The sequence below is a fragment of the Planococcus maritimus genome (assembly GCF_001592825.1).
Lineage (GTDB): Bacteria > Bacillota > Bacilli > Bacillales_A > Planococcaceae > Planococcus > Planococcus maritimus_C.
Map to the genome: position 1 here is coordinate 501,830 of NZ_LTZG01000001.1, position 20,267 is coordinate 522,096.

Consider the following 20,267-nt stretch of genomic DNA (forward strand, 5'->3'; position numbering starts at 1 on the left):
TTATGCCTTTTTACAATACGTGGTAGCCGCTGTCGACGTGCAACACTTCTCCGGTGATGCCGCGAGACATATTGCTGAACAAGAACACGGCCGTGTCGCCGACTTCTTCAGGTGTCGTATTGCGGCGAAGCGGGGCTTTTTCTTCGATTTCACGCAAAATCGAGTTGAAATCGCTGACGCCTTTAGAAGACAAGGTGCGAATAGGGCCCGATGAAATCGCATTGACGCGAATATCATACTTCCCGAGATCTGCTGCCAAATAACGGACAGACATTTCGAGTGAAGCTTTCGCCACACCCATGACATTATAGTTCGGCATGACGCGTTCTCCACCAATGTAAGTCAAGGCTACGATGCTGCCGCCTTCTGACATCAACGGTTTCGCGTATTTCGAAACAATCGTCAATGAGTAAGAACTGATATTATGCGCCAATAGGAAGCCTTCACGCGATGTATCCGAAAAATCCCCTGACAATTCTTCCGTTTTTGCGAATGCGATGCAATGCGCAAGCCCGTCAATTTTGCCGTTATTTTCTTCGATGGTGTGGAAGCATTTTTCGACGTCTTCATCACTTGTCACATCACAAGGCAAAATTTGCTCGTGATTGCCATCAAGTGTCGCCACCAAGTCACGCACTGATTTTTCAAAACGCTCCCCTGCATATGTAAAAATCAAATTCGCTCCAGCAGCATCCAATGAACGCGCAATTCCCCATGCAATGCTGCGCTTATTAGCGACACCCATGATAACGTATGTTTTATCTTTTAATGAAATCGACATAGTTCAACCTCCTAATATTATTACCTGGTACTAATATTACCTCATAAAAAAAGAAAGTGCAATTGCACTTTCTAGGATCTTCTTCATTTTGCTTATTGCCTATAGATTCGTTAGGAAAGTCGTCGCCAAACCTAAATAAATGAGAATGGAAATGATATCGTTCAACGTAGTGATAAATGGTCCGGATGCTACAGCAGGGTCGATTTTCATGCGGTGAATCAATAACGGAATAAACGAACCGGCTAGTGTCGCGACAAAAATTGAACTTGCCACTGCTGTGCCGACCAGCATCCCAATCACCAACTCCGATTTCCAAAAATAAACAAGCCCCACGACCACAACACCGCAAATGACGCCTGTGATCAGGCCAGTCCCCGCTTCACGGAACAATAACTTCATCTTGCTTTCTTCCTCGATGTCCCCTGTCGCAATACCACGCACAGCCACAGCAAGCGCTTGCGTACCGCTATTCCCAGCCATACCGGCAATCAGCGGGATAAACACGGCGAGCAGCGCTACTTGATCGAGCGTCGCTTCGAACATGCCCATCAAGTTTGCAGTTATCATACCGAGAAATGTCAGCAAAATAAGCCACGGCAAGCGTTTCTTCGCAGCTGTCAATGGCCCCCTGTCAAAGGTATCCATGTCGGAGACGGCGGCTAGTTTAGAGTAGTCATCGGACGCCTCTTCATCCAACACGTCGATGATATCATCGACCGTGATGATGCCGAGCAGGTGATCCTGGAAATCGACGACCGGCAGAGCGAGAAAGTCGTAGTCCTTGATCATGCGCGCGACTTCTTCCTGATCTTCGCTCACTTGGACGCTGACGACCCGGTCATTCATGATGGACCCAATTAACGTGTCTTCATCAGCTACGATTAAATCACGCAAGGTCACAATACCGGATAATTTACGGTCTTCGTCGATGACAAAGACATAGTAAATGGTTTCGGCATTCGGCGCGGCATTGCGCAGGATATTCATGGCAGAACGCACGGTTGAGTTTTTCGGAATGGCGACAAACTCTGTCGTCATGATCGATCCCGCCGTATACTCTTCGTAATGCAGCAAGTCCTTAATTTGCTGTGCGGAATCCTTATCCATAATCGTCAAATAGCTGGCGACTTGATCTTTATTCAATTCATTCAGTACGTCAACTGCATCATCTGTGTACATATAGGCCAAGATATCTGATGCATAGCGCGTATCCATTTCCTTAAACAAATCTTCGTATTCGTCGTCATCTACTTCAATGGCTTCAAAAATATCCGCCATTTCTTTCGGAGAGAGATACTGATAGAGCAATTGCCTCGTTTCGCCTTCCGCTTTTTCGTAAAAGCTTGCCTGGTCGTATGGATGGTGGGATAAAAACTCTTCTCGGAATGCTTCCACATCCCCTTGCTGCAGCAGTTCATGCATCAATTCTTCATTTAATTCTTCATCACGGATCTTCGTTTCTTCCATCATGTATACTCCCTCCTTTCAATCGTTTCAGTTTTTTCCTTTTTATGCGGTACACTAAAATCAGCTATTAGCAGTTAGGAGCTGAAGAATATGAATGTTGATGTGATTGGTGATGTCCATGGCTGTTTCGATGAGCTGATCGAATTAATTGAACAGCTCGGGTACCGATTCGAAAATGGCCTTCCTGTGCATCCGGATGGCCGTTATCTTGCATTTGTCGGCGATGCGATGGATCGTGGCCCAAAATCAATCGCCGTCTTGCAGCTATTGTTCGATATGCAAGATGCGGGAATCTTGCATTATTCCCCCGGCAATCATTGCAATAAACTCTATCGTTTTTTCAAGGGCAATCCTGTCGAGCTCTTGCACGGGTTGGAAATGACCGTAGCCGAGTGGCGCCTGCTTGAAAAAGATGCCCAACAACAATTCAAAAAACGATTTATTCGTTTTTATGAGAAGCTTCCTTTATATCTTCAACTGCGTGATGATTTGATCGTTGTGCACGCCGGGTTGCGCCAGGATATGATTGGAGAAGCACTGAGCCGCCGCATCATTACGTTTGCCTTATACGGCGAAATCACCGGAAGGTACCATTCCGATGGCCGTCCGGTTCGCGGCAACTGGGCGAAAAGCTATAAAGGAACGCCGTGGATTGTTTATGGCCATACCCCAGTCGAAACTCCTTATTTCAAAAACAATAGCGTCAATATCGACACGGGTTGTGTATTTGGCGGAGCTTTGACTGCTTTACGCTTTCCTGAAATGGAGATTTGCCAAGTGACGTCAAAACAGGATTACCAGCCAGACCGCTTTCATCATTATGACTGAAGCAACGCTCGCATATCCTTTGAGAGGACAGATGAAAAGGCTAACCGCTTTCCGGAAACGGGATGGTCGAGTTGCAATTCGGTGCAATGCAAGGCTTGCCTCGAAATCAACTTGCGCTCGCCACCGTACAAATCATCGCCCAGCAACGGATGCCCAATATGTGCCAAATGGACGCGTATTTGGTGAGTCCTGCCAGTATTCAGTTTCAAGCGGACGTGGCTAATACCTGCCATCGACTGAATCAATTCCATTTCAGTTTCTGCAAACTTGCCATCTTCCCTTACTTCACGTTCGATAATGCTCGTGCCTTTTCGGCCGATTGGCGCAGTGATTAATGCCTTCTGGGAAGCAACTTCGCCGTGAATAAATGCTTCATAACGACGATTCATGCGCTTTTCCTGTTGCTGCACAGACAATAGATGATGGATATGACGGTTTTTCGCAATGCACACCAGTCCTGAAGTATCTTTATCCAGTCGCGTTGCGATGTGCAGTGTCGATGGAATGCCGTGGCGCTCGAAATGTCCAGCGACCACATTTGCGAGACTGCCATAGGGCTGCTCGCGCGATGGGATTGTGTTTTGCCCAGGCGGCTTCTCAACGATTAATAACGCATCGTCTTCATAAACGATGGCAAGTGGGCCGGCTTCCGCTGTCAGTCCTTTACCTTGAATTTCTTTCGGAAAAATAACGGTTACAGCATCCCCAGCTTCAAGCGGATGCCTAACCGTCACTTCTGATCCATTGACCAGCAAATGGCCCCCGCCATATTTCACAGAAGCCAAGGTTCTTTTAGAAATTCCATAATGCTGAAGCGCCTCTCGAAGCAGACCTTGCTTTGTTGCCGTAAATTCAACTTGAAATGCTTTCATGTGCTCAGTCCTCCGACAATTCACTGTCGATAAAGGAGTCATGAACACGACGCCAGAACGGGAAGGCACGGAAGCGGGCAAAGCGTACTTTTTCTTTTGCCACGCGGTACTCAATCGATTCGACGTCTTTATGAAGCAATTGAAGGTGATCAACAGTTACCATGAAGTCTGGCGCTTTTACCGGAAGCAAGGTGCAGCGATGATGCGATGGCAAGACTAACGGAGAACCGACAGTCCGAAACACCCGGTTATTAATCGAAGCCATTTCGGTTAATTGCATCGCCGGCAAAGATGGATGGATGATCGCTCCGCCGAGTGCTTTGTTGTACGCCGTGCTCCCTGAGGGCGTTGACATACACAGACCATCTCCGCGGAAACGTTCAAAATGGCTGTCGTTTAAGAAAACGTCCATGACAAGCGTTACATCTGGGGATTTGACAGTCGATTCATTCAAGGCCAAATACGTGGAAGATTCCTGTTCGTTCCGGTAATGCACCGTCACTTCCAACAACGGGTACTCAATGACTTCAAATTCTTTTTTGGCAATGGCCAATACGAGTTTCTCGATTTCAATCGGCTTCCAGTCTGCATAAAACCCGAGATGGCCTGTATGGATTCCGACGAATGCGACAGTATCCAAACGATCGCTGTATTTATGGAAGGCGTGGAGTAAAGTGCCATCTCCACCGATCGACAAGACGATTTGCGGAAATTCTTCATTCCATTCCATTCCGAAATCCTCTAGATATTCACGTGCCTCTCCCATCAATCGATTGGATAACTCATCACTTCTCGATATGATATAAAATTTCATGAATCCTTTCGACCTCCTTCTGCATCCGCCGGAAATCTGGTTCCGGGAGATTCTTTGTATTCGCTGAAATAGGCTTGCGCTTCCTGGATTTCGTCCCGGATCTGCGTCATTTCCTCATCGAGCTGGAATGCGGCTTCCGCTGCGCGTTGCAGACGAAGCTTGATTTCTTCGGGAAACACACCTTTGTATTTATAGTTCAAAGAATGCTCAATCGATGCCCAAAAATTCATCGCCAAGGTGCGGATTTGAATTTCCGCAAGGATCAACTGCTCACCATCAATAGTTTGCACAGGATATTCTACGATGACATGATACGACCGATAGCCGCTTTGCTTTTCATGTGAAATATAATCTTTTTCCTCAACGATCCGCAAATCGTTGCGTTGGCGCAATAGCTCCACAACGGTCTCAATATCCCCTACAAATTGGCACATCATCCTCAAACCGGCTATATCCTGTAAATTACGCGCTAATTCTTCCGACGGTTCAAACAACAGCCCCTTTTCCAAGGTTTTATCATAAATGCTCGCCAACGGCTTCACACGGCCGGTAACGAACTCAATCGGTGAATTCGTGTTATTCGTTTCAAATTGTTTACGCATTCCTTTGAATTTTACTTTCATCTCGTCGACCGCTTGTTTATACGGTGCCAAAAAACGATTCCATTGCCCCATGTCTGGCCCTCCTTACTGCTTTGCTTACTCCTTCTATCTTTTAAGCCCAGCACAGGGCTGTTTCTTCATACCGCTATTTTACCACAGCAAGGCTCTACGTTGCAGATTGCATCCAACTATCCGATAATGAAATTAATGACAAAGCCAGCAGCTATGGGCAAAGGCGTATGTCTTGGGCTGGCTGCCGGTTAATCCCCCTGCTAGTGCGATTTTCCTTGCTTTTTGTAAAGACCAAGCAAGTGGCATGACAGAGCAGGGATTATGAGGTGAACAGATGACAAAAGAACTTGAAATCGAATTCAAGAACATGCTGACGAAAGAAGAATACAACTTATTACTGGCGGAGTTACAAGAAGTACCGATCAGCCAGACCAACCATTATTTCGATACAGCCGATTTCCAACTACGCGACCAAAAAGCGGCCCTTCGGCTTCGCAGCATCGGCAACCATTTTGAATGCACGCTTAAAACACCGGCTGCTTCCGGGAATTATGAGACGACCGATACGTTGAGCCAAAAACAGGCCTCGGCTGTTTTGGATCACAATCAATTTGACGCGCCGGAAGTTACAGCTGAACTTGAGCGGCTAGGGGTCTCCTCCTCTGGCTTGTCGCTCATCGGATCACTGACGACCCACCGTGTGGAAGTCGAGTATAAGGGCGGGCTGCTTGTGCTCGATCACTCAGAATATCTGGGATTAGAAGACTACGAGCTGGAATATGAAGTAACGGACGAAGCCGCTGGCAAACATGCTTTCATGGCCTTACTGGAAGAAAAACAAATACCAGTCCGCCCTTCAGACAAGAAAATCGCACGTTTTATGAAGGCTGCTTCAATGCGTTAACAGACGCCTACATGTGTTAAGGCATGCGATTTGTTTGAGATATTTACCATGCGTTGATAGAATGGTTTTACAGCAAACACAAAGGGGACAAGACTGATGACTGGAAAACCGCTTATTCCGTACGACCAAATCGGTGCGGAAACTTTATCAAACCTGGTGGACGCCTTTTATTCCCGCGTCTCAGCGCATCCGCAACTTGCACCCATTTTCCCTGACGATTTAACCGAGACCGCAAGAAAACAAAAACAGTTTCTAACCCAATATTTAGGCGGCCCGAATATTTACTCAGCCGAACACGGGCATCCGCGTCTAAAAGCGCGTCATCATCCATTTCCAATTACTCCAGACCGCGCTCAAGCCTGGCTGGAGTGCATGAGTGAAGCAATGGATGAAGTCGGGCTCAGCGGCCAATTCCGCGAGACGTTTTTCAATCGTCTCGTTTTGACCGCACACCATATGGTGAATGATTACGACAGTGAGGAGGAGTTGGAGTGAGCAATCTGGATCTGGCAGAGGATATCCGCGAACACCAAGTTTCCTGCAAACCAATGGAATTATACGTGTTCATGGATCCAATGAATCCCGCATGCTGGGAACTTCAATCTATCATCCGCAAAATGCAAATCGAATACGGCCATTATTTTTCCATGCGAATGATTTTGAGCACGCAATTGTCTACCTTGAATATGAGTATAAAAAATGCCGAAATGGATGGCGATGAGCTTGAACATCCCGCCCTTCCATCTGTCGCCATCAAAGCAGCTGAATTGCAGGGCAAACGGGCAGGCAATCGGTTCCTATACAAACTACAAGAACATCTCTTTTTACAATCGAGAAACGTTACCTCCTATGATGTATTGCTTGAAATCGCTGAGGAAGCGGAACTGGACCAAGACGAGTTCAAAGATGATTTCCATTCAGTTCACAGCGCTAAAGCGTTCCAATGCGATCTTCGGATCACTAGGGAAATGGAAGTTTCTGAAGTACCAAGTATCGTCTTTTTTAATGAATGCATCGAAGACGAAGGCGTCAAAGTTTCTGGCCTTTATTCATACGACGTTTATCTGACCATCCTACAGGAAATGCTAGGGAAAGACCGGCTTAACCGGCAATCCCCGCCTTCTCTCGATGACCTATTCGTTAAGTACCCAACGATGGCTACTCATGAAGTCGCAAGCATCTACAATATCAGCGAACAAACGGCTGAACGCGAACTGAAAAAGCAAGTGCTGCAACAGAAACTAGAACGCATCCCCCTGCAGGATGAAACATTATGGAAAGTAAAATAAGCTAAGCTCCTTTTGGGAGCTTAGCTTATTTTTTTCTGTGACTATAGCGAAAGGCGCCTTCCACGTCCGGAAGGCGCCTTTCTTATCTTACACAAAGGGGATGGGAGAAATGTTCACGCTCAAACAAAGGGGTGTATGTTTGTATGTGATTAATTTCACAACTTAATAATATCACGCCATAATAGTTAAAGCAATAAATCACAAACTCTTTCACAAATCTGTCATAATAGCAAGCGCTTTCATGATTTTATTGTATTTTAAAGTTATATTTGAATATCTTTTACTTGTCAAGAATCTAGATAAACACTTCCCCATTAAGATATCATTCCATTTTGAAATAATAATTCGTGCATTACTTCGAATGTCGATGTGATGGCTCTTCAGACTTCGTCATTGTCCCCGCTTCTCCAGAAACTAAAAAACCCCTGCAAGAGGCTGTCTCTGCAGAGGTTTGACGGATCGTGACTATAGATTTTTTCTAAGCAAAGCTTCCAACTCATCAAGCTTTTGTCCAAAAACTTTACAAGCTTCTTCAACTGGTTCCGGCGAGGCCATATCGACGCCCGCTTTTTTCAAGACTTCAATCGGATAATCAGAGCTGCCGGCTTTCAAGAATTCGTTGATATAACGTTCAACCGCAGGCTCTCCTTCCTCCAAAATCTTCTTGCTCAAGGCAGTAGCTGCACTAAAGCCCGTTGCGTATTGGAAAACATAATAGTTATAGTAGAAATGAGGAATACGCGCCCATTCTAGGCCAATTTCCTCGTCTACTGCCATATCTTCACCGAAATATTTTTTATTTAACTCGTAATAGACTTCCGTCAATCGATCAGCTGTCAAAGCTTCACCATCTTGGTCCATTTGGTGGATCGCGTGCTCGAATTCAGCAAACATCGTTTGGCGGAATACCGTCCCGCGGAATCCATCTAGCCAGTGATTGAGCAAATAAATACGCTCCTGCTCATCTTCAGTAGTATTGACCAAGTGCTCGTTCAATAAAGCCTCATTTGTTGTCGAGGCAACTTCTGCCACGAAAATGGAGTAATCACCATAAACGAATGGCTGATTCTCTCTCGTGTAATGACTGTGGACGCTATGGCCAAATTCGTGCGCCAAAGTGAAGAGATTGTCTACATTGTCTTGCCAATTCATCAAGATATACGGGTTGGTTCCATATGCTCCTGAAGAATAAGCACCGCTGCGCTTGCCTTTGTTTTCTTTTACGTCTACCCAGCGGTTATCAATGCCGGACTTAACGATGCCCACATAGTCTTCACCAAGCGCGCTCAGGCCATCCAGCATCATGCCGGTTGCCTTGTCATAGGGAATTTCCATTTTTACTTCTTTAACGAGCGGTGTGTACATATCATACATATGGACTTGGTCGACTCCAAGCACTTCTTTGCGCAAAGCAACATAACGCTGCAATAGATGCAGGTTATTGTTGACGGTCTCAACCAATTGATCGTAAACGGCTTCTGGAATATGATCATCTGATAGCGCCGCTTGACGTGCTGATGAATAATTACGGATTCTCGCCTGGACATTATCCCGTTTTACATTGCCTGATAAAGTGGAAGCAAAGGTATTGCGGAATTTTCCATATGTCGCATAGACTGCTTTAAATGCGGCTTCGCGCACGCGACGATCTTTGCTTTCCATAAAGCGAATATAATTGCCATGCGTAATTTGTACTTTTTCGCCGTCTTCATTTTCGATTTCCGGAAATTCCAAATCAGCATTATTGAGCATACCAAAGGTTTCAGAAGATGCTCCAACGACTTCCGACATTTGTGCAAGCAAGGCTTCCTGTTCTGCTTTCAAGACATGCGGACGCATTGTATTCAGTTCTTCAAGCGCATGTTGATAAAGTTTCAAACCTTCGTGTTCGTCTACGTAACGAACTAGCTCCGCTTCATCCAAAGACAGGATTTCAGGGGTCATATAAGATAGACCTGCGGCTGTTTTAGCAAATAAAGATTTAATGCGGCTGTCCATTGCTTGATAAGTCGAGTTTGTCGTGTCCTGGTCATAGCGCATGTGTGAGTATGCATACAATTTGCGTAAACGCTCAGACAGTTCATCTTTATAGCTCAGCGCAGCATATAAGGCATCTGGCCCTTCAGATAATGTGCCTTCGTATTGCCCAGCTTTCTCAGCCAAAGTTGAAACGGCTTTAAATTCTTCTTCCCATAGTGAATCTGTCGCAAAAATATCCTCCAAGCGCCAAGTCAGTTCTGCAGGCACTTGATCTCTCGTCATTAATTTTTCCGTCATTTGGCTGCCTCCTCTATCCCTGGTTTAGGGAAACGAATTACATCTCATTTTCTCAATTTTCCCACGTTTTTGCAAGCAGATGATAGGAAATATCCACCATTTTTGAAAAACCAACATATCGTCCATTTCTATAGATAGTTTCATATGCCAAAAGCACCTTAGTAAGGGAGTGCTTATCCACCGCCGGAGACGTGAGTTTTATGAGTCCATCAGATAATAAAGTTTCTACAGGTTTTCCTGATTCAATCATCAGAGCCGCTTTCATTTGCCAAATGACAGGATGCTCTAAAAACAAATGACCGCCAGCAAACGGCAGGCCAAAAATTTCTGGAATCGCTTCCCTATCGAGCTGAAGTTCATAGCTTAAACGCCAAAAGGAATTTCTCATGCGATTCTTTGCAAATAATTGAGAACGTAAGAACTTATTGTTTTCTATGCGCATAAGAGACATGGCTTGTGCATAATCTGAAGGAGTCACCATTTTCGGGACGGCAAACGGGAAACTTTGCGCATCCATCGGCAATACGGATGCCTTGCCGATCCATCTATTTCCTTGTATATAAAAAAGATTGGAGTAATAAATAAAGAGGGAAAGCTGAGGGTTAAAATGCAGAAGATGAGGATGAAGTGATGCCCCCCGAAGCATTGCTCTTTCAAAAGGGCGGATGTGAAAAATAGTCATTCCTGGAGCAGTTAGCTTTTCTATGCCGCGAATCCATATAGCTTGAAATCCTGACTTTGTGTATCCTTGGCTACGCTTTAGTACTTGCTCAATAGGCAATGTACTGCACTGAAATTCGATCGCTGAGTTTTTGACCAGCAAGTCAGGACGCTGCTTGATTGAGGCTAAATATTTTTCAACATGAGCTGGAATGCCTTTTTCACGAAAAAAAGAAGCTAATTTGAACTTACCTAGCAAGTGAAGCTGTGTTTCCGGTTCACCACCTGGCCTGCAGGAGTATTGTTGGAGATGAGCGAAATGGGGAATTTTCCTTGTGCCGACCTTCAAGACGACAGGAGCTTTGCAGGCAGGACAAAAAAAAGTGCCGTTCTGTCGAAGCTCAATTAGTTGTTCTCGTGTATGATGCGCTTGCACTGTAAATAATTGACCATTATTGAGTGCTGTTAGTATAAAAATCACCCTCCTTTCCTTCAGTTTACGTGGAAGAGCCGGCGAGTGCAATATTCAAAAATCCCATAATTAAGAGTTCATGCCATTTGGTGAAAATATAAAAAAACCTCCTAGAAAGGAGGCTTTTATCCGAAATAATGAAGTACGTTTGGCAACGCATCTTTTTTGAAAATCGGTTTTCCATATTCTTCAAGACGGTGAATGGTCATTGGAGTTTGCTGCAAGTATTCCGTAATGACACTCAATTGGTCTTTGATGTCTTTTTCAGAATGTAGGATTTCATCAAACTTCACATGCATATAGTAGTTGCCGTCAAAATGGTACAATGCCGTATCGACTGGCATATACATCAGACGCTTCGCAATTGGAAGCAACTCTTCCACTTCGGAGAGAACAAATGAGTAATCGAGTTTTTTCGAATCACCTTCGTCATAAACTGGTTCGAATTCGTCGAACTCCTGCGAGCCAGCCTCTTCTCCAGTAAACATCTTGCGGCGCTCTTCTATATCATCTGGCAAATCTAGTTTTTGCCCGTCTTTCGTCAATTGTGCACGAGTGACAGTGACTTCCAATCCTTTATCCATAGCTTGCACTTGAATCCACAGCGGCCCTTCCATAACGAAATCGGCTTCTTCATTGACTTCATCCATCATTTCCCAGAAAAGCTCTTCGCTTTTGTCTCTGTTAAACCAAATTTCGTCACGGCTAAACCCTCGCTCTTCAACATCAAGATAGGAAATGTAAAATTTCACTGTGTTGTCGTTAATGCGTTCTATTTCCATTTTACACCTCTCCTTTTCGGATCGGATTAAGAGGAAGCTCCTCAAAAGCCGTGATTTGTTACTACCTTCATTATACCTTTCCTGGAAGCTTAAAAACATTTTTCTGCCTATAGGCGGCACGAGAAGATAATTATCTTAGAGTTTAATCGAATCGACAGATTTTTGCAACTAATCAAGATGCCGGGCGTTTCATACCTCAACTTTCGTAATTTATAAATGGCGAAGATAAAGAAAAGCCGTCCCGTGACCCCTTATGAAAAACCATAAAGTCCGGACAGCTTTTTCCCCTTATTCTTAGTTGACCATGCGCTGAGCTTCCAGCAATTGATATGCGCGCACTTTACGTGGCAGGAATCGGCGAATTTCATCTTCGTTATAACCGACTTGTAGGCGTTTTTCATCCATGATAATCGGGCGTCTCAATAAGCCGGGATGTTCCTGGATTAGTTCATAGAGTCGTTGCAACGGCAAACTCTCTACATCTACATTCAGTTTTTGGAAGATCTTCGAACGAGTCGAGATGATTTCATCCGTCCCGTCTTCGGTCATACGCAAAATTTCTTTAATTTCACTAATAGTCAAAGGTTCGGAGAAGATATTGCGTTCTGTATATGGAATATCATGTTCCTCCAGCCACGCTTTCGCTTTACGGCAAGACGTACAGCTTGGAGAAGTGAATAAAGTAACCATCATAATGGAGCACTTCCTTTCGGATTCATAGGTGTTAAGGGAATACATTCTTAAATTAGAATCACTATCGTTTAGAAGCTCTACAATCATTATACAATATTAGGCTTCAGTAATATATAGCAGACAGCAAGAATTTTAAAAAAACATTGATTCTGTCACAGTCTTGCTACATTTCGAAGAGTTTGTAAAACTTATACAATAGAAATTTACCCGTTTCTTTTATCAATTAAACTTCCATAAGAAAAAATTATTCTCATTTACCTAATTGTCTTGAAAATAACTCTTCTATTATATAGTACGTCTTAACACTTAAAAGGTTTCATTTTGATCCCTTCTTTAAGTGAATTTAAAAAATCGAAATGCCCCTGGCAGTCGCTTTCCCGACAGCAGGGGCATTTCAATTATTCAGGTGTATAGTCTACTCCCGGCGAGTAGCTATTGCCGGCATTCCATAACAGAAATTCGTCAATTCCTTGTTCATTCAAGGCCCGGATTTGGGCTTCCACTTCTGACTTGCCATAGCGTTTATAATTTCCACTGCCTAAATAGCTTGCAGTAAAATCCTGCAACCACGGTCGTGATGTAGGAGCTTCCTCTAATTTAGACAATACCTTATTTTCCACTTTGGCATATTCGGCGACTAAGTTATAGGGTTCTAAATCTGGTTTTGCAATACCAAAATAAGAAGTCCAATGACTCGGATAGATCATCGAAGAAATCACATCGACGTTCTCTGAAATTTTTGAGAAGTTCTGGCCAATTCCAGGAGCCTCAGGCAATGTCGCAGCGTAGCCGAAGATATCCACCGATACTTCTACATCATAGGGCTGGAGTTTTTCTTTTGCGTAGGCGACAAAATCTGTGACCGCTTCCACGCGGCGCTGCACAGGGTCGAGATTGGACTCCGCATAGTCGCCCATTGAGTAATCGAGTTCTTCCCCAAGCCGTTCAAAGCCTTCAGGGAAACGTACATAGTCGAACTGAATTTCTTTAAATCCAAGTTTCGCAGCTTCTATGGCTATTTCTACATTATAGTCCCAAACTTCCTGCATAAATGGATTGACGAACGCTTCGCCACGGCGATTTTCCCAGACTTGTCCGCCTGAAGTAAAAGACAGCTCAGGATGCTGTTGAGCAAGCTGCGAATCCTTAAAGACCACCACACGGGCAATTGGGTAAATCTGTTCCTCTTCCATTTGCTTAAGCACTGCATGGGGATCTTTGATCAATGATGTACCGATGCCTTTTTCCGCTAGCGGAGAATCTTCTTCTGGCATGTACGTTAAATGCCCCATGTCCTCCTTGACATCAATGACCATAGCATTTAAATCCGTATTGCCGACAAGGTCGACTAGCGAAGCAAATCGCTCCCCCCCGGCCGAGTTCCCGGTGACGAATATCCCTCTGACTGCATCAGGATAATCGAAAGTCAATCCAGAATCGAACCGAAAACGTTCGGATGTCCCAAGCAACCCCGTATCGATTTTAACAGCTTCATACGCACGGGTTGAAAAGTCTTCTGTTTCGATTTCAGCTGCCTGAACAATAGTAGCACTACCGAGAAAAAATACAGACGCAGCAAACCATTTCAAAGATTTCACACAGATTCACACACCTTTTTCGCTTTTCTTCAGTCTACCATTACTACAGCTATTTGGCAGGATAATTTAGTAAATTTAGAGAAACTTCGACATTTATACATGGCAATGCTTTAGTTTGCCTTCAATTCATTAAAAAAGCATGTGCCTTTTAAAGGACACATGCTTGTTAAACCATTATTTATTTGTAGCCATACGCTCTTGAAGTTCTGCAAATTCTTTTTCAGAACAGTCAACAAAATGGTTGGGTGCAACTTCACGCATTTTTACGTCTTCGCCATCTGCATAATTATGGACGGCCGGGTCGTATGCTTTACGCGTACGATTGCGCTCATAGTTCGGATCCGGAAGAGGAATAGCCGAAAGCAATGATTGCGTGTAAGGGTGCATCGGATTCGCATACAACTCATCAGCTGGTGCCAATTCCACCAATTTCCCGAAATACATGACGCCGATACGGTCTGAAATGTATTTAACCATCGACAAATCATGCGCGATGAACAAATACGTCAAGCCTTTTTCTTCCTGCAACTCTTTCAGCAAGTTGACGACCTGCGCTTGGATGGAAACATCCAGTGCCGAAATGGGTTCATCGGCAATGATGAAGTCCGGATCGACTGCCAAAGCTCGCGCGATGCCTAGACGTTGGCGCTGTCCGCCCGAGAATTCGTGCGGATAACGGTTGGCGTGTTCTTTGTTCAAACCAACCGTCTCCAACAAGTCATAAACCATCTTTTTACGTTCTGCGGAGTCCTTCGCCAATCCGTGGATATCAATTCCTTCTGCAATAATATCCATGACTTTCATACGCTGGTTCAAGGAAGCGTATGGGTCTTGGAAAATCATTTGCATTTTACGGTTGAACTTTTTCAAGTCTTTCTTATTTTTCTTGCCATGCACACTCTCGCCTTCATAAAGGACTTGGCCATCCGTTGCATCATACAGACGAATGATCGAGCGGCCCGTTGTTGATTTTCCGCAACCAGACTCGCCTACAAGGCCAAGTGTTTCCCCTTTATAAATATCGAATGTAATGCCATCGACTGCTTTTACTTCGTTTGCTTTGCCAACATTGAAATGCTGCTTTAGATTCTTGATTTCAACTAATTTCTCAGCCATCAATTTGCGCTCCCTTCGTAATAGCGGCTACCAGGGAACTTTTTCATCCGCTCGATGACCATTTCAGGCGGCTCGACTGTTGGAGCTTCCGGGTGCAAAAGCCATGTAGCAGCCATATGTGTATCGCTGACTTTAAAGAACGGTGGCGGCTGTTCCATGTCAATCTTCATAGCGTATTCACTGCGCAGCGCAAATGCATCGCCCTTTGGTGGGTCCAATAGATCCGGCGGCGTGCCAGGAATCGCATAAAGTTTTGCATCTTCTGCATCCATAGAGGGCATCGAACTGAGAAGACCCCATGTATATGGATGCTGCGGGTTGTAGAAAATTTCATCGACCGTGCCGATTTCTACAATTTTCCCGCCATACATAACGGCCACACGATCCGCTACGTTTGCTACTACACCAAGGTCATGCGTAATGAAAATAATCGACGTATCGATTTTTTTCTGCAAGTCTTTCATCAATTCCAGGATTTGCGCTTGAATTGTTACATCCAATGCAGTTGTCGGCTCATCGGCGATTAAGACTTGCGGGTTGCACGCAAGCGCAATCGCAATAACGATCCGTTGACGCTGGCCTCCTGAGAATTGGTGAGGGTATTGTTTCATGCGAAGCTCAGGTTTTGGCATGCCGACCAGACGTAATAAGTCGACTGCCAATTTCTTCGCTTCGTCTTTGCTGATTTTTTGGTGCTTCAAAATCGGCTCTGTAATCTGGCGTCCGATTGGCATTGTCGGGTTGAGTGATGTCATTGGATCCTGGAAAATCATCGAAATGTCTTTTCCACGGATTTTCTGCATTTCCCTATCGCTCAACTTCGTCAAGTCACGTCCACCGAACAAAATTTCTCCGTTTTTGAATTCCGCACTTTCTTCAGGCAGCAAACGCATGATCGATTTCGTTGTAACAGATTTTCCAGAACCGGATTCACCTACGATTGCCAATGTTTCACCTTTATATAAATCAAAGTTGACGCCTCGGATTGCTTTTACTTCTCCACCAAATGTGTTGAAGGAAAGTTCGAGGTCTTTTACTTGAAGTATCTTTTCCATCTAAGGCTTTCCTCCTTAATCTTTCATCTTCGGATCGAGCGCATCACGTAAACCGTCACCAATCAAGTTAAATGCAATCATGATCAAACTCAAGACTACAGCTGGGAACAACAGGATATGAGGCTGATACTGAATCAGTTTGTATCCATCATTGATCAATGTCCCTAGAGACGCATCCGGAGCTTGAAGCCCAAGTCCGATAAAGCTCAAGAACGCTTCGAAGAAAATTGCGCCTGGAATCGTGAACATCGTGTTGATGATAATGACTCCAAGTACGTTTGGCATTAAATGCTTCCAGATGATGCGGCTGTCGCTTGCACCGAGTGTGCGAGCAGCCAGGACGAACTCTTGACTCTTGTATTTAAGAACCTGTCCGCGCACTACCCGTGACATACCGGTCCAACCGGTTATGGTCAAGGCAATGATGATCGCGAGTATCCCCGGATCCATGATGAGGATAAAGAGGATAACAACGACCAAGTTTGGAATACCAGTCAAAATTTCTACGATACGCTGCATGACATCATCCACACGGCCTCCGAAATAACCGGAAATCCCGCCGTAAATGACACCAATCAACATATCAATCGCTGCTGCTACGAATGCGATGAACAAGGATACTTGCGTCCCTTTCCATACACGCGAGAACATGTCACGGCCAAGACCATCCGTCCCGAACCAGTAATTCTGTTCGACATTTTTCATTTCATACAAGTCGACTTGACGTCCGCCTAGTGTACCTACCCCATCCATGATTCCTAAGTTTTCGATTACCGGAATCTTAGGCGGCAAGTTGGCGTGTGTAATCGTTTGGTCATTTGGTTCATAAGGGCTAATTACCGGCCCGAGAAAAGACATAAGGACAATCAAGCCAAATAGAATCAAGCTGAGGATTGCACCTTTGTTTTTCTTCAGACTGCGCCAAGCATCCTGCCAAAAACTGACACTTGGTTTTGAAATTTTCTCTGCTTCTTGTGTATCCCTAGGGATGCGAGTAAATGCATCTTGAGGAAGTTTATCATAATTCTGTGTCATTAACTCTTACCTCCTGAAAGACGAATACGAGGATCGATGACGCCATACAAAATATCTACCACTAAAATAATGACAATCAAGAATACGGAGAAGAAAATTGTCGTCCCCATGATGATTGAGAAGTCACTAACCATGATTGATTTTACAAATTGCTCACCGATTCCAGGAATTGCAAAAATCTGCTCAACTACGAGAGACCCTGTTAAAATGCTGACAGCCATTGGCCCAAGAACAGTAATCAATGGAATTAAAGCATTTCGGAATGCGTGTTTAAATGCAATTTCAGATCCGCTGGCCCCTTTGGCTTTTGCCAAAGTAATATAATCAGAGCCTAGAACTTCAATCATCTCAGTACGGATAAACCTTGCAGCTGTCGCCAGCGGAAACATTGCCAATGCGATCGACGGCAATACGCTGGACATGAATCCATCTTTCCACAATGCCACTGGGAACAGATCCAATTTTAAACCGAGCCAATATTGTAGCATGGATGCAAAAACAAATGATGGAATGGATATACCGATAATCGCGACAATTGTACTTCCGTAATCCATCCACGTGTTTTGCCTGAGCGCCGCTACCATCCCGAACAGGATTCCGAGAACAGTTCCGAGGAGCATTCCCTGGAATCCGATCTGGGCTGACGGCCCCATGCGGCTTAAAATAACATCCGTTACATCTGCGCCTTTGAATTGGTTAATCGAAATTCCCAAATCGCCTTGTAGCAAACCAAACATATAATCGAAATATTGAACAGGAAGGGGTTGGTCCAGTCCGTACCGTGCCTCTACGACTGCCCGTTGTTCAGGAGATAGCTTATCTGCGGATGCAATAGGGGAACCTGGTAATATTTTCATCAAGAAAAATGTAAACGTGGCAATAAGCGCTAAGGTGATGAACATATAAATTAATCTTTTTCCAATATAGCGTGCCATGGTGCACCTCCAAAATAAAATCGCTCTATTATATCAAGTGTCAATCGACACCTGTATTTTTCTGATTAAGCAGAATACCGCTAATTTTCGGTGAATTTATCTACAGTAGAAAAGAGAGTATATCAATCCCTTGATATACTCTCTCTCTATTATGTTTTCCTAAAGTACATTCAGTTGGGAATAATTATTCCTTACCGGAAATATAAGCCCATTTGTAGCTGTAATCTCCACCGAATGGGTGTTTAACGATGTTGTTAACATATGGCTTTTGAAGGGACATGATACCGCGCTGATAGATCGGTGCGATAGCAGCGTCTTCTTCAACCAAGATTTTTTCAGCTTGAGCCATTGCTTCCCAGCGTCCTTCAGCATCCTGTGCCAATTCGCCTTTAGCTTGCTCTACCAAGTTATCGAACTCTTCGTTAGAGTAAGACATCAAGTTGTGAGAAGCGCCAGTTACGAATAGGTCGATGAATGTCATCGGATCCTGGAAGTCAGGGCCCCATCCAGAGTTTTGGATATCGTAGTCTTGTGCTTCATCAAGCTCAAGGCGTACGCCGAATGGTACAGCTTTCAAGTTAACTGTCAAACCTTCAAGGTTTGTTTCAAGTTGCTCTTTCAAATAAGCATCCATTTTACCAGCAAGTTCAGAGTCGCCGCCAAGAAGTTCCAATGTCACTTCTGTTTCGCCGATTTCCTCTAAGCCTTTTTCCCAATAAGTTTTCGCTTCTTCAGCGTTGAATGGCAGCATGTCTCCGTTGATATCACGGAAGTCTTCGCCCGCTTCGTTGAAAGTGAAATCAGTTGGTACTAGGTAGTTAGCTGGAAGAGATCCGTTAGCTAGAACTACGTCTACTAGATCTTGTTTGTTGAAACCAGTAGCGATTGCTTTACGGATGTTTTCGTTAGCAAGTGGAGTTTCTTCTCCGTTACGCTCTTGGTTGAATTTCAAGTAGAACAAAGTCGGTTCAAGTTCTTTTACCACTTCTGGATCTTCAGCATATTGCATTGCGAATTCACCAGAAAGTCCGACACGGTCTTTTTCACCAGATTGGTAAAGGTTAACTGCTGTTGAAGTTTCTTTTACAACGTCAACGTTAACTGTTTCAAGTTGAACAGTTTCAGCATCCCAGTACTCAGCGTTTTTCTCCATTGTCCAAGTCAGGCCAGTGCCATCCCAGTTCGTAAGAGTGAACGGTCCGTTGTATAGGATTGTTTCAGAGTTTGAAGCGTAGTCATCGCCTTGCTCAGTAACGAATTCCTCGTTCAATGGGTAGAATGTACCGAAAGCCATCAATGACATGAAGTAAGGAGTTGGGCGCTCAAGTTCTACAACAAGTGTTTTGTCGTCTTCAGCAGTGATTCCTAGTTCAGAAACTTCCATGTCCCCTTCAGATACTTCTTTAGCGTTTTTGATTGTTCCAGCCATCATGTAAGGTCCGTAAGGTGAACCAGTGTCTGGGTCAATCGCGCGCTGCCAAGCATAGACGAAATCGTTAGCTGTGATCGGTGTACCGTCCGACCAGTTAGCATCACGCAGTTTGAAAGTGTAAGTCAAGCCATCTTCACTGATCTCAGGCTCGCTTTCAGCAAGTGCAGGTTCAGCAATGTTTTCTTGGTTCAAACGGAACAAACCTTCGTTTACGTTGTTAAGGATGTTGAATGCTACTGCATCCTCAGCAATCGAAGAATCCATTGATGGAATTTCTGCTCCTTCGATCAAGTTTAGTTCTTGTACAGAATCCGGCTCTCCGCCGTTGCCTTCTGCGCCTTCTGTACCTTCTGTGTCTGTGTTTTCCGTCCCAGTATCAGTGTCATCTCCGCCGCCGCAAGCAGCTAGGAAAGCACTAAGTACCAAAACCAGGCCAAGTAGCCATAAAATCTTGCTGTTTTTCACTGATTTTGCCCCCTTAAATTTTCTGAAAAATTGGTACATGATTAATTATACATAAATATTTATTGTTGTACAGCGTTTTTTTTGGAATATTTTACACTTTCCCCAGTAATCATGCTGTTAGGAAACCCATCAATAGGCTGAAAAGCGCGTCATGTAAGCGTTTTCTTTAAGATCGAAA

The 20,267-nt window shown here is 44.4% G+C and carries 19 protein-coding genes; 4 read left to right on the forward strand and 15 right to left on the reverse strand.

Going from position 1 to position 20,267, the window contains the following annotated elements; genetic code table 11:
* Positions 1-10: 10 nt before the first annotated feature.
* Both fabI and mgtE read right to left on the reverse strand, forming a co-directional pair.
* A complete protein-coding gene (fabI, locus tag AY633_RS02575; RefSeq protein WP_068486232.1) occupies positions 11-781 on the reverse strand; it encodes an enoyl-ACP reductase FabI in 771 nt (256 codons plus the stop codon).
* 99 nt (positions 782-880) lie between these two features.
* A complete protein-coding gene (gene mgtE / locus AY633_RS02580; RefSeq protein WP_068486236.1) occupies positions 881-2,251 on the reverse strand; it encodes a magnesium transporter in 1,371 nt (456 codons plus the stop codon).
* Between the two features lie 87 nt (positions 2,252-2,338).
* On the opposite strand from mgtE, the gene prpE reads away from it, so the two are divergent.
* Positions 2,339-3,076 (forward strand): bis(5'-nucleosyl)-tetraphosphatase PrpE, encoded by a 738-nt coding sequence (gene prpE / locus AY633_RS02585; protein WP_068486238.1) that lies wholly within the window; start codon positions 2,339-2,341, stop codon positions 3,074-3,076.
* Here prpE and AY633_RS02590 read toward each other — a convergent pair.
* From AY633_RS02590 to AY633_RS02600, 3 genes are read right to left on the reverse strand one after another with little or no spacing between them, the layout of a single operon-like run.
* Positions 3,067-3,948 (reverse strand): RluA family pseudouridine synthase, encoded by an 882-nt coding sequence (locus tag AY633_RS02590; protein ID WP_068486240.1) that lies wholly within the window; start codon positions 3,946-3,948, stop codon positions 3,067-3,069. The genes prpE and AY633_RS02590 overlap by 10 nt on opposite strands.
* A gap of 4 nt (positions 3,949-3,952) precedes the next feature.
* Positions 3,953-4,762 (reverse strand): NAD kinase, encoded by an 810-nt coding sequence (locus AY633_RS02595; RefSeq protein WP_068463152.1) that lies wholly within the window; start codon positions 4,760-4,762, stop codon positions 3,953-3,955.
* Complete coding sequence (locus AY633_RS02600; RefSeq protein ID WP_068463154.1) at positions 4,759-5,436, reverse strand: GTP pyrophosphokinase; 678 nt, start codon at positions 5,434-5,436, stop codon at positions 4,759-4,761. The genes AY633_RS02595 and AY633_RS02600 overlap by 4 nt, the downstream gene beginning before the upstream one ends.
* 274 nt (positions 5,437-5,710) lie before the next feature.
* Here AY633_RS02600 and AY633_RS02605 point away from each other — a divergent pair, with 274 nt between their 5' ends.
* The 3 genes from AY633_RS02605 (at position 5,711) to AY633_RS02615 (ending at position 7,569) form a co-directional block, all read left to right on the forward strand.
* Positions 5,711-6,280 (forward strand): CYTH domain-containing protein, encoded by a 570-nt coding sequence (locus AY633_RS02605; RefSeq protein ID WP_068486242.1) that lies wholly within the window; start codon positions 5,711-5,713, stop codon positions 6,278-6,280.
* Between the two features lie 96 nt (positions 6,281-6,376).
* Positions 6,377-6,775 carry a globin domain-containing protein gene (locus AY633_RS02610; RefSeq protein ID WP_068463165.1) on the forward strand — a complete coding sequence of 133 codons (399 nt, stop codon included), beginning with the start codon at positions 6,377-6,379 and terminating at the stop codon, positions 6,773-6,775.
* Positions 6,772-7,569 carry a ClpXP adapter SpxH family protein gene (locus AY633_RS02615; RefSeq protein ID WP_068463167.1) on the forward strand — a complete coding sequence of 266 codons (798 nt, stop codon included), beginning with the start codon at positions 6,772-6,774 and terminating at the stop codon, positions 7,567-7,569. The genes AY633_RS02610 and AY633_RS02615 overlap by 4 nt, the downstream gene beginning before the upstream one ends.
* A gap of 465 nt (positions 7,570-8,034) precedes the next feature.
* On the opposite strand, the gene pepF is transcribed toward AY633_RS02615, so the two are convergent.
* The 10 genes from pepF to AY633_RS02665 form a co-directional block, all read right to left on the reverse strand.
* Positions 8,035-9,846 (reverse strand): oligoendopeptidase F, encoded by a 1,812-nt coding sequence (gene pepF, locus AY633_RS02620; RefSeq protein WP_068486244.1) that lies wholly within the window; start codon positions 9,844-9,846, stop codon positions 8,035-8,037.
* Between the two features lie 52 nt (positions 9,847-9,898).
* Positions 9,899-10,987: a competence protein CoiA gene (locus AY633_RS02625; protein WP_068486246.1), complete on the reverse strand. Its 1,089-nt coding sequence runs from the start codon at positions 10,985-10,987 to the stop codon at positions 9,899-9,901.
* Between the two features lie 116 nt (positions 10,988-11,103).
* Positions 11,104-11,760: an adaptor protein MecA gene (mecA, locus tag AY633_RS02630; RefSeq protein ID WP_068486248.1), complete on the reverse strand. Its 657-nt coding sequence runs from the start codon at positions 11,758-11,760 to the stop codon at positions 11,104-11,106.
* A 294-nt stretch (positions 11,761-12,054) separates the two neighbouring features.
* The gene (spxA, locus tag AY633_RS02635) at positions 12,055-12,450 is read right to left on the reverse strand and encodes a transcriptional regulator SpxA (RefSeq protein ID WP_008429739.1); all 396 of its coding nucleotides are present in this window, start codon (positions 12,448-12,450) and stop codon (positions 12,055-12,057) included.
* 401 nt (positions 12,451-12,851) lie between these two features.
* Positions 12,852-14,051 carry a putative glycoside hydrolase gene (locus AY633_RS02640; protein ID WP_141705867.1) on the reverse strand — a complete coding sequence of 400 codons (1,200 nt, stop codon included), beginning with the start codon at positions 14,049-14,051 and terminating at the stop codon, positions 12,852-12,854.
* A 174-nt stretch (positions 14,052-14,225) separates the two neighbouring features.
* Positions 14,226-15,167, reverse strand: coding sequence for an ABC transporter ATP-binding protein (locus tag AY633_RS02645; protein WP_068486250.1), 942 nt, complete (start codon positions 15,165-15,167; stop codon positions 14,226-14,228).
* The gene (locus AY633_RS02650) at positions 15,167-16,222 is read right to left on the reverse strand and encodes an ABC transporter ATP-binding protein (RefSeq protein ID WP_068486251.1); all 1,056 of its coding nucleotides are present in this window, start codon (positions 16,220-16,222) and stop codon (positions 15,167-15,169) included. The genes AY633_RS02645 and AY633_RS02650 overlap by 1 nt, the downstream gene beginning before the upstream one ends.
* Before the next feature lie 15 nt (positions 16,223-16,237).
* Entirely contained in the window at positions 16,238-17,257 is a 1,020-nt protein-coding gene (gene opp3C / locus AY633_RS02655) for an oligopeptide ABC transporter permease (protein ID WP_068486252.1), read from the reverse strand.
* Positions 17,257-18,192: an oligopeptide ABC transporter permease gene (opp3b, locus tag AY633_RS02660; protein ID WP_068486254.1), complete on the reverse strand. Its 936-nt coding sequence runs from the start codon at positions 18,190-18,192 to the stop codon at positions 17,257-17,259. The genes opp3C and opp3b overlap by 1 nt, the downstream gene beginning before the upstream one ends.
* Positions 18,193-18,376: 184 nt before the next feature.
* Entirely contained in the window at positions 18,377-20,089 is a 1,713-nt protein-coding gene (locus tag AY633_RS02665; RefSeq protein ID WP_068486255.1) for a peptide ABC transporter substrate-binding protein, read from the reverse strand.
* Between the last annotated feature and the right edge of the window lie 178 nt (positions 20,090-20,267).